This is a genomic window from Piscinibacter sp., assembly GCF_050175855.1.
In the GTDB taxonomy this organism is placed as follows: domain Bacteria; phylum Pseudomonadota; class Gammaproteobacteria; order Burkholderiales; family Burkholderiaceae_C; genus Piscinibacter.
This window is the reverse complement of sequence record NZ_JBFXIO010000202.1, coordinates 1-9,153: the sequence shown is the minus strand read 5'-3', so window position 1 is coordinate 9,153 and position 9,153 is coordinate 1. Positions and strand designations below refer to the sequence as shown.

Annotated in this window: 11 protein-coding genes; 7 read left to right on the top strand and 4 right to left on the bottom strand. The window is 68.0% G+C overall.

Features of this window, described 5'->3' with window-relative positions:
• Together ilvN and AB7U92_RS15555 are read right to left on the bottom strand one after the other, a co-directional pair.
• The coding region (ilvN, locus tag AB7U92_RS15560) for an acetolactate synthase small subunit (RefSeq protein ID WP_428578646.1) at nucleotides 1-430 on the bottom strand (430 nt) is incomplete at its 3' end.
• Nucleotides 431-585: 155 nt separating this feature from the next.
• Nucleotides 586-2,361 (bottom strand): acetolactate synthase 3 catalytic subunit, encoded by a 1,776-nt coding sequence (locus tag AB7U92_RS15555; protein ID WP_428578643.1) that lies wholly within the window; start codon nucleotides 2,359-2,361, stop codon nucleotides 586-588.
• A 256-nt stretch (nucleotides 2,362-2,617) separates the two neighbouring features.
• Here AB7U92_RS15555 and AB7U92_RS15550 point away from each other — a divergent pair, with 256 nt between their 5' ends.
• The 6 genes from AB7U92_RS15550 to AB7U92_RS15525 are packed head-to-tail and all read left to right on the top strand — an operon-like array spanning nucleotide 2,618 to nucleotide 5,964.
• Nucleotides 2,618-3,187: an RNA polymerase sigma factor gene (locus AB7U92_RS15550; protein ID WP_428578640.1), complete on the top strand. Its 570-nt coding sequence runs from the start codon at nucleotides 2,618-2,620 to the stop codon at nucleotides 3,185-3,187.
• Nucleotides 3,184-3,618, top strand: a complete 435-nt coding sequence (locus AB7U92_RS15545) for a DUF3619 family protein (protein WP_428578638.1) — start codon at nucleotides 3,184-3,186, stop codon at nucleotides 3,616-3,618. The genes AB7U92_RS15550 and AB7U92_RS15545 overlap by 4 nt, the downstream gene beginning before the upstream one ends.
• Before the next feature lie 10 nt (nucleotides 3,619-3,628).
• Complete coding sequence (locus AB7U92_RS15540) at nucleotides 3,629-4,435, top strand: DUF3106 domain-containing protein (RefSeq protein ID WP_428578635.1); 807 nt, start codon at nucleotides 3,629-3,631, stop codon at nucleotides 4,433-4,435.
• 59 nt (nucleotides 4,436-4,494) lie between these two features.
• A complete protein-coding gene (locus AB7U92_RS15535) occupies nucleotides 4,495-4,959 on the top strand; it encodes an RDD family protein (protein WP_428578632.1) in 465 nt (154 codons plus the stop codon).
• Between the two features lie 34 nt (nucleotides 4,960-4,993).
• Entirely contained in the window at nucleotides 4,994-5,380 is a 387-nt protein-coding gene (locus AB7U92_RS15530; protein WP_428578629.1) for a diacylglycerol kinase, read from the top strand.
• Nucleotides 5,377-5,964 carry a TIGR00730 family Rossman fold protein gene (locus AB7U92_RS15525; protein WP_428578626.1) on the top strand — a complete coding sequence of 196 codons (588 nt, stop codon included), beginning with the start codon at nucleotides 5,377-5,379 and terminating at the stop codon, nucleotides 5,962-5,964. Before AB7U92_RS15530 ends, AB7U92_RS15525 begins: the two co-directional genes overlap by 4 nt.
• Before the next feature lie 13 nt (nucleotides 5,965-5,977).
• Here the strand turns inward: AB7U92_RS15525 and AB7U92_RS15520 are convergent, their stop codons facing one another.
• Together AB7U92_RS15520 and AB7U92_RS15515 are read right to left on the bottom strand one after the other, a co-directional pair.
• Nucleotides 5,978-6,316 (bottom strand): P-II family nitrogen regulator, encoded by a 339-nt coding sequence (locus AB7U92_RS15520; protein WP_428578623.1) that lies wholly within the window; start codon nucleotides 6,314-6,316, stop codon nucleotides 5,978-5,980.
• A gap of 33 nt (nucleotides 6,317-6,349) precedes the next feature.
• Nucleotides 6,350-8,023 carry an NAD+ synthase gene (locus tag AB7U92_RS15515; RefSeq protein WP_428578620.1) on the bottom strand — a complete coding sequence of 558 codons (1,674 nt, stop codon included), beginning with the start codon at nucleotides 8,021-8,023 and terminating at the stop codon, nucleotides 6,350-6,352.
• On the opposite strand from AB7U92_RS15515, the gene AB7U92_RS15510 reads away from it, so the two are divergent.
• A partial coding sequence (locus AB7U92_RS15510; RefSeq protein ID WP_428578617.1) for a GNAT family N-acetyltransferase occupies nucleotides 8,022-9,153 on the top strand: 1,132 nt, incomplete at its 3' end. The two genes, AB7U92_RS15515 and AB7U92_RS15510, sit on opposite strands and share 2 nt — an antisense overlap.

Here is a 9,153-nt window from a genome sequence, read left to right as displayed (position 1 = left end):
GGATGGCGGCGCGGTCGATGGCCTCGATGAAGGCATCGAGCTTGCCCGCGTCGCCGGTGAGTTCGATGGTGTAGCTCTTCTCGGTCACGTCGATGAAGCGGCCGCGGAAGATGTCGGCCATGCGCTTCATCTCCTCGCGTTCCTTGCCGACGGCGCGCACCTTGATGAGCATGAGCTCGCGCTCGGTGTAGGCGCCCTCGGTGAGGTCGACCACCTTGACGACCTCGATCAGCCGGTTCAGGTGCTTGGTGATCTGCTCGATCACCTCGTCGGAGCCGGTGGTGACGATGGTCATGCGCGACAGCGACGGGTCTTCCGTCGGCGCGACCGTCAGGCTCTCGATGTTGTAGCCACGGGCCGAGAACAGCGCGACGACGCGCGACAGCGCGCCGGGCTCGTTCTCGAGCAGCAAAGCGATGATGTGTTTCATGATGGATTGGCGCGCTCTTCAGGCCGGCGGCGGTAACCGACGACCCTTGGCCACGCTGTCGAGGAAGAAGAAAGTTCGATCCGGGCGTTCGGCGCGTCCCGCCGGCTCCTGGCGCGCGCCCGGTCAGGCGCCCGCCCTCGCCGGCGTTTCGCGCGTCACAGGTCCTCGGACCCCAGCAGCATCTCCGTGATGCCCTTGCCTGCCTTGACCATCGGCCAGACATTCTCGGTCGGGTCGGTGCGCACGTCGAGGAAGACAGTGCGGTCCTTCAGCCGGATCGCTTCGCGCAGCGCCGGCTCCACGTCGCTGGGCTTCTCGATCTTCAGGCCGACGTGGCCGTAGGCCTCGGCGAGCTTGACGAAGTCGGGCAGCGCGTCCATGTAGCTGTGCGAGTAGCGGCCCTGGTAATCCAGTTCCTGCCACTGCCGCACCATGCCGAGGTAGCGGTTATTCAGCGAGATGATCTTGACGGGCGTCTTGTACTGGGAGCAGGTCGAGAGCTCCTGGATGCACATCTGGATCGAGCCCTCGCCGGTGATGCAGAACACGTCCGCATCCGGCTTGGCGAGCTTGATGCCCATCGCATAGGGCAGGCCCACGCCCATCGTGCCCAGGCCGCCGGAGTTGATCCAGCGGCGCGGCTCGTCGAAGCGGTAGTACTGCGCCGCCCACATCTGGTGCTGGCCGACGTCGGACGTGACGTAGCAGTCGGTGCCGCGGGTCATCTCCCACAGCTTGTCGACCACGTACTGCGGCTTGATCACCTCATCGCTGTTCTTGTACTTCAGGCACTCGCGCTTGCGCCACTCGTTGATCTGGCCCCACCAGGCCGACAGCGCCTGCACATCGGGCTTGGCCTGCGCCTCCTTGATCTGGGCGATCAACTCCTGCAGCACGTCCTTGACATCGCCGACGATTGGGATATCGACCTTGACGCGCTTGGAGATCGACGACGGGTCGATGTCGATGTGCACGATCTTGCGCTGCACCGACGCGAAGTGCGCCGGGTTGCCGATCACGCGGTCGTCGAAGCGCGCGCCCACGGCCAGCAGGACGTCGCAGTTCTGCATCGTCATGTTGGCTTCGTAGGTGCCGTGCATGCCGAGCATGCCGAGGAACTTCGGATCGCTGGCCGCGGTGGCGCCGAGGCCCATCAGCGTGTTGGTGCAGGGGTAGCCGAGCAGGTCGACCAGTTCGCGCAGTTCTGCCGAAGCATTGCCGAGGATGACGCCGCCGCCGGTGTAGATGTACGGCCGCTTGGCCGCCAGCAGCAGTTGCACCGCCTTGCGGATCTGCCCGCCATGGCCCTTGCGCACCGGGTTGTAGGAGCGCATCTCGACCGTGGCCGGGTAATGGAACGGCGTGGTCTTGAGGGACACGTCCTTCGGGATGTCGACCACCACCGGCCCCGGGCGGCCGGTGCGGGCGATGTGGAAGGCCTTCTTGATCGTCGTGGCCAGGTCGCGCACGTCCTTCACGAGGAAGTTGTGCTTGACGATCGGGCGCGTGATGCCGACGGTGTCGCACTCCTGGAAGGCGTCCAGGCCGATCGCCGGCGTCGGCACCTGGCCGGTGATGATCACCATCGGGATCGAGTCCATGTAGGCCGTCGCGATGCCGGTCACGGCATTGGTGACGCCCGGGCCCGAGGTGACGAGAGCGACGCCCACCTCGCCGGTGGCGCGGGCATAGCCGTCGGCCGCGTGGATGGCCGCCTGCTCGTGGCGCACCAGCACGTGCTCGATGGTGTTCTGCTTGTACAGCGCGTCGTAGATGTAGAGCACTGCTCCGCCGGGGTAGCCCCAGAGGAACTTGACGCCTTCGGCCTGCAGGCAGCGGACCAGGATTTCCGATCCGTTCGGATCGGCGTGGGGGGGAGTTTGCGGTTGTGCCGAAGCGGCACGCTTGACTTCCGCGGCAGACATGTCCATTTAGAACCTCAGTGAATTTCTCTGACGAAAAACCATCGGTGCACCTCTCCGCATCCTCGTGAGACGGGTGTGGTGCCTGCGCGGTCAGGAATACGAGGCGTCCGGGTCGGACGTCCAGCTCATGACCCAGCTGTTGTGCAAAGCAGCATTATGACATCTGTTTGCACCTCGACCGTGCCGCGGCCGGATTCGAAATGGGGCGATGACATAATTCCGCGCGTCCCACCGGGCCTCGCCCCTCAGAGGCACCCCGCCCTTGGCCTCCGACAAAGAACTCGCCGACTTCCTCAAGAGCGCAGACAGGCGCGCCTTCAAGCGCGTGGCTTACGCCGTCCGGGACGAGGACGCCGCTCTCGACATCGTCCAGGATTCGATGATCCGGCTGGCCGAGAAGTACGCCGACCGGCCGGCCGCCGAACTCCCCCTGCTGTTCCAGCGCATCCTGTCGAACGCGACCATGGACTGGTTTCGCCGGCAGAAGGTGCGCAATGCCCATGTGCGGAACTTCTCGGATTTCGAGACCACGGACGACGAGGGAGACTTCAACATCCTGGAGGCGCTGGAGTCGCTCGACGGTGCCCATTCCGGCACCGAAAGCGCCGCAGACTCGGTCTCGCGGGCCCAGATCCTGCTGGTGATCGACGAACAGATCCAGCAGCTGCCCGGGCGTCAACGAGAGGCCTTTCTGCTGCGTTACTGGGAGGAACTCGATGTCGCCGAAACCGCTCAGGTGATGGGCTGTTCGGAGGGATCGGTCAAGACACACTGCTCCAGAGCCGTGCATGCCTTGGCCAGGGCCCTGCAGGCAAAGGGAATCGCACCGTGAAGAACTCGAACACTGCCGTCCATATCGCCGCACGGGATGCCCTGGAGGCCCGGATCGGCTTGCGCCTGGCCGCCCGGCTGAGCGAAGGTGCGGAACAGATGGATGCCGACATCTCCGAGCGGCTGCGCTTCGCGCGCGAGAAGGCGCTGGAACGCGCGCGCGCCGTGCGTGCCGCGGAAAGCCGTCCGGCCATCGCGGTGGGTGCCTCGGGCGCCGCCGTGCTCGGGGGCGGCGGCTGGTGGATCAAGCTGGGTTCGTTGCTGCCGCTGCTGGCACTGGCCGCCGGGCTGTTCCTGATCCAGTACATGCACTCCGAGGCGCAGATCGAGACGGCCGCTGAAATTGACGCCGAGTTGTTGGCCGACGACCTCCCGCCGGCGGCGTACAACGACGCCGGCTTCGTTGAGTTCCTCAAGTCACCTCGCGACTGACGGGGTGCCCATGACCCCGCACCGTCCACGGAACGCACCTCCGAGGCTCCACGCCATTGCGGCGACGCTGCTGTCGCTGGGCGTCGCGGCACTGCTGCCCATGCAGGCTCAGGCCCAGGCGGGCAGTCGAACCACCGCGGCCGCAGCCGCCGAAAACGGCCCGCGCTGGCAGGACCTCTCTGCCAGCCAGCGCGCGGCGCTCAAGCCGCTCGAGCGCGACTGGTCCGGCATCGACGGGGCCCGCAAGCAGAAGTGGCTGGAGATCGCCAACCGCTACCCCGGCATGCCGCCGGCCGAACAGCAGCGCATCTCGGAGCGGATGACGGCCTGGGCCAAGATGTCACCCGCCGAGCGCGGTCAGGCACGCCTGAATTTCCAGTCGGCACGCCAGATGACGCCGGAGGAGCGCCAAGCCCGCTGGCAGGCCTACCAGGAACTCACACCCGAGCAGCGCCGCAAGCTGGCGGCTCGTGCCGCTCCGCCCGCACAACCGCCGGCGCGCAACGCCGATGCCGCCCGTCGCGCGGCCCAGCCCTCGCGTGACGGGGTGCAGGCGAAGTCGAATATCGTGCCGAATCCCAACTTCGCGGCAGCGCCCCGCCCGGTCGCGCCCACCGTGGTGCAGGCCGCGCCCGGCGCCACGACGTCGCTGATCTCCAAGCGGCCGACTCCGCCGGTGCACCAGCAACCCGGGCTGCCGAAGATCGCTGCGACACCCGGCTTCGTCGACAAGCAGACGCTGCTGCCGCAGCGCGGAGCGCAAGGCGCGGCCGCGTCGCCGCAGCCCCCGCAGCGATCTCAGAGTCGCTCCAAGTGAGCGCGGCCGTCGACGCAAGCGCCACCGCCGAGTGGCGCACGCCCAGCCTTGTTCGGCGGATGTCCTGCTTCCTGTACGAAGGCGTGCTCCTGTTCGGCGTGGTCTGGGCCGCCGGCATGGTGTATTCGATCGCCATGGGCCAGCGGCATGCGATGACCGGGCAGACGGGCATGCAGGTCGTGCAGTTCCTTGTGCTGGGCCTGTACTTCGTCTGGTTCTGGTCGCGCACCGGCCAGACGCTGCCGATGCAGACCTGGAACATCCGCCTGGTCACCTCGAACGGCGAGCCGGTCTCGCCGCTGCGCGCGGCCTGTCGCTACCTCGCGGCCTGGCTGTGGTTCCTGCCCGGGCTCGCCGCCGCCCATTTCGCGGGCATCCAGGGCGGCCTGGCCGTGTCCATCATCCTCGTCGCCGGGGTGCTGACCTACGCCGGCCTGAGCCTGCTGCACCCCAGTCGCCAGTTCCTCCACGACGCGCTGTGCGGCACCCGGTTGATCGAGTGGAAAGCCGTGCGCAAGCGCTGAGCGCCGCGTGTTCGCACGGGCAGAATGCGTGCCCATGAGCAATCCGCACAAGGGCCGCACCGGTATCGAGCGCATCATTCGAGCCGCGGGCTATTCGGTGGCCGGCATCCAGGCCGCCTACCGGGGTGAGAGCGCCTTCCGCCAGGAGTTCTGGCTCGCTGTCGTGATGCTGCCGGCCGCGTTCTGGCTGGGCCGAGACTGGGTCGAGGTCGCCTTGCTGGCCGGGTCGGTGATCCTGGTGCTGATCGTCGAACTGTTGAACTCCGCGATCGAGGCCGCCATCGACCGCATCTCCTTCGAGCTTCACGAGTTGTCCAAGCGCGCCAAGGACATCGCCAGTGCCGCGGTCATGCTCTCGCTGCTTCTGTGCGCCGCCATCTGGCTCGCCGCACTGTGGCAGCGCCTCGGAGCGGCCGCGTGAGCACCCGCTTGTCCCTGTGCGTCTACTGCGGTTCGCGCGAAGGCGCCTCACCGGCCTTCGCCCGCGCTGCGAAGGCGATCGGCGAAGGCATCGCGCGGCGTGGCTGGCAGCTGGTCTACGGCGGCGGCCGCGCGGGATTGATGGGCCGGGTGGCCGATGCGGCCCTGGCGGCCGGCGGCCAGGTGGTGGGCGTGATCCCGCGCACCTTGATGGAGCGCGAGGTCGGCCATGCGGGGCTCACGGAGCTGCATGTCGTCGACACCATGCACCAGCGCAAGCGGCTGATGGCCGAACGCAGCGACGCCTTCATCGCCCTGCCCGGCGGCATCGGCACCTTCGAGGAACTCTTCGAGGTCTGGACCTGGCGCCAACTCGGCTACCACGACAAGCCGGTCGGCCTGCTCAACGTCGACGGCTACTACGACGCCCTGCTCGGCTTCCTCGGCCAGACGGTGACAGGTGGGTTCGTCTCGCCCCAGCAGCATGCGCTGCTCGAGGTCGCCGTCGACCCCGTCGCCCTGCTCGATGCCGTCGGACGCCTGGCGCCGCGCGCCACCGCGCCCGACGACTACGGGCGCATCTGAGCCTGCTTCAGGCTCAGACCGCGTCTTCGTTCGTCTCGCCGGTGCGGATGCGCACCACCTGCTCGATCGCCGTGACGAAGATCTTGCCGTCGCCGATCTTGCCGGTCTTGGCCGCCTTGACGATGGCCTCGATGCAGCGCTCCACATCCGCATCCTTGACCACCACCTCGACCTTCACCTTGGGCAGGAAGTCGACCACGTACTCCGCGCCGCGGTACAGCTCGGTGTGGCCCTTCTGGCGGCCGAAGCCCTTCACCTCGGTGACGGTCAGGCCAGTCACGCCCACTTCGGCCAGGCTCTCGCGCACTTCCTCGAGCTTGAACGGTTTGACGATGGCGGTGATCTGCTTCATGGCCTGCTCCGGAACGATGGGACTGCGCCTAGTTTAAGCGCGGAACTTCGAGGTGATGGGATAGCGCCAGTCTCGCCCGAAGGCACGGTGGGTGATGCGGATGCCCACCGGCGCCTGGCGGCGCTTGTACTCGTTGATCTTGATGAGCCGCGTCACGCGCTCGACGTCGGTCGGGTCGAAACCCGCAGCGACGATCTGCTCGATGGACTGGTCGTCTTCCATGTAGCGCTCGAGGATGGCGTCGAGCACCTCGTAGGCCGGCAGGCTGTCCTGGTCTGTCTGGTCGGGCCGCAGTTCGGCCGAGGGCGGGCGGGTGATGATGCGTTGCGGGATCACCTCGGCGCCCTGGGCGTTCTTCCAGTTCGCCAGACGGTAGACCAGGGTCTTGGCAACGTCCTTGATCACCGCGAAACCACCGGCCATGTCGCCGTAGAGCGTGCAGTAGCCGGTGGCCATCTCGCTCTTGTTGCCGGTGGTCAGCACGATCGAGCCGAACTTGTTCGACAGTGCCATCAGCAGCGTGCCGCGGATGCGCGCCTGGATGTTCTCCTCGGTGGCATCCTCCGGCAGCCCGGCGAACTCGCTCGCCAGGCTGGCGCGGAAGGCGTCGAACATCGGCACGATGGAGATCTCGTCGTAGCGCACGCCCAGCCGCCTTGCCATGTCGCGCGCGTCGATCCAGGAGATGTCGGCCGTGTAGGGCGAGGGCATCATGACCGCGCGCACCTTGTCGGCGCCCAGCGCGTCGACGGCGATCGCCAGCACCAGCGCCGAGTCGATGCCACCGGACAGGCCAATGATGGCGCCGGGAAAGCCGTTCTTGCCGAGATAGTCGCGCACGCCGGTGACCAGCGCCGCCCACGCCTGGGCCTCGATCACCGGCACCTCGGCGATGGGGCCGCTCACGCGTGGCCCGTCCACCCGCACCAGCGTCAGCGCCTCTTCGAACATCGGCGCGCGGGCCACCACCGAGCCCTGCGAGTCGACCGCGAACGACGCACCGTCGAACACCACCTCGTCCTGCGCGCCCGTGAGGTGCGAGTAGAGCAAGGGCAAGCCGACGCTGCGCGCGCGCTCGGCCATGCGCGCTTCGCGCTCGGCATGCTTGCCGAGGTGGAACGGCGACGCGTTGAGCACGCACAGCACCTGCGCCCCGGCAGCGCGCGCTGCGGCGGCCGGCTCTTCGAACCAGGCGTCTTCGCAGATCAGCAGGCCGAAGCGCGTGCCGGCCACGTCGAACACCACCGGCCCCTGGGCCGCGTCACGGCCCGAGGCGAAGTAGCGGCGCTCGTCGAAGACCTGGTAGTTGGGCAGTTCGCGCTTGCAGTAGGTGGCGACGATGCGTCCCCCTGCCAGCACCGAGGCCGCGTTGTAGCGCTGCTGCACCGCCACCGACTTCGACCTAACATCCCCTCGATCACCGAACTGATGCGGATGCCCCACCACCACGTGCAAGCCGTCGAGCTCCGCCAGCGCCTGCGCGCAGCCGGCCAGCGCATCGGCGCAGGCCCGCATGAAGGCCGGCCTCAGCAACAGATCCTCGGGCGGATAGCCGCACAGGCTCAGTTCGGGAAACAGCACGAGCCTCGCCCCTTGCGCATGCGCGCGGCGGGCCTGCTCGACGATGCGCTGAGCGTTGCCGGAGATGTCGCCGACCGTCACGTTGATCTGCGCGAGGGCGACCTGGACGGGCGGCTGGGCTGACATGGTGCGCGGCGAGAACGGGTTGGAGACGGTCGGCGATCGCCTCGAGGAAGGCTCGAACGATTATGTCATCCGGGTCCACGACGACCCTGCCACGATCGACGGCGCGGCATGGGACGCGCTGCTCGACGCCGATCCCGGTGCGACGCCGTTCCTGCGTCATGCCTACCTGCTCGCGCTCACGGCCTCGGGCAGCGCGACGGCGGCCACTGGCTGGCAGCCCTGCTTCCTCACGATGCACCAAGGCGAGGCGCTCGTCGGCGCCTGCCCGCTCTACCTGAAGTCGCACTCCTACGGCGAGTACGTCTTCGACTGGGCCTGGGCGGATGCCTACCAGCGGCACGGCCTCGCCTACTACCCGAAGCTGCTCGGCGCCGTGCCGTTCACGCCGGTGCCCGGCGTGCGGCTGCTGGCCCGCGGCGCCGCCGAGCGCCGGCTGCTGCTGCGCGCGATGCGGCAGTTCGCTCGCGAGCAGAAGCTGTCGTCGGCCCACCTGCTGTTCCTCTCCGACGACGACCGCGAGGCGGCGCAGGCCGAAGGCTGGATGCTGCGTTCCAACGTGCAGTTCCACTGGCAGAACCCCGAACCGGATCCCTTTGCCGACTTCGCCGCCTTCCTGGCCAGCCTGCAGCGCGACAAGCGCAAGAAGATCCAGCAGGAGCGGCGCCGCGTCGCCGAGGCCGGCGTGAGATTCGAGACGCTGGCCGGCGAAGCGATCGACCGCGAAGCCTGGGACTTCTTCTACCGCTGCTACACCCTCACCTACCGCGCCCACCACTCCACGCCCTACCTCACGCGCGACTTCTTCGAGCGGATGCGCTCGACGATGCCGGCGCACTGGGTCATGTTCGTCGCCCGGCGCGGCGGTGAGCGCATCGCCTGTTCGCTCGTTGCCATCGACCCGGATCGCCGGGTGGCCTTCGGCCGCTACTGGGGCGCCACCGAGCAGGTGAACTGCCTGCACTTCGAGGCCTGCTACTACCAGCCGCTGCAGTGGTGCATCGCGAATGGCTACCGCCGCTTCGAGGGCGGTGCGCAGGGCGAGCACAAGATGGCACGCGGGCTGCTGCCGGTGCCCACGCACTCGGCCCACTGGCTCGCACACCCGCAGTTCGCGCGTGCCGTCGCCGACT